1 protein-coding gene is annotated in these 343 nt (G+C 32.1%); it reads right to left on the bottom strand.

The features are described 5' to 3' along the window. A partial coding sequence (locus SB749_RS18955) for a hypothetical protein (protein ID WP_410711664.1) occupies positions 1-218 on the bottom strand: 218 nt, incomplete at its 3' end. Between the last annotated feature and the right edge of the window lie 125 nt (positions 219-343).

Genomic DNA, 343 nt, shown 5'->3' with positions numbered 1-343 from the left:
ATTTCATCCCAAACTAAGTAATCAATCTCATCCTTCAGATATTGAATGTCTGTATCTTCATTACACTCAATACTGGATAACACTGATAAAAGTTTTTCTTCTGTAGTACTGTATATACTACTTAAAGATTGCTTAATAGATTCATGTGATGAACAATCTAAAATCATACTTAATATTCCCGTATATCGTAATTGATAGCGGTTTGAAGAATTAGCCAAATCTGTTCGACTACACACCATTATTTGCTATCAATAGCATCTATAAAAGCAACTGCTTGGCGAGTGATTTTATATATAGCACTTCCCTTTGATCCTCTAGTTAAAGTAATTAAACCTGCATGCAC

It is taken from the genome of Brevibacterium sp. SIMBA_078, assembly GCF_046534565.1.
GTDB lineage: Bacteria > Actinomycetota > Actinomycetes > Actinomycetales > Brevibacteriaceae > Brevibacterium.
The sequence above is the reverse complement of the archived record's forward strand: the minus strand, read 5'-3'. Positions and strand labels throughout refer to the sequence as shown.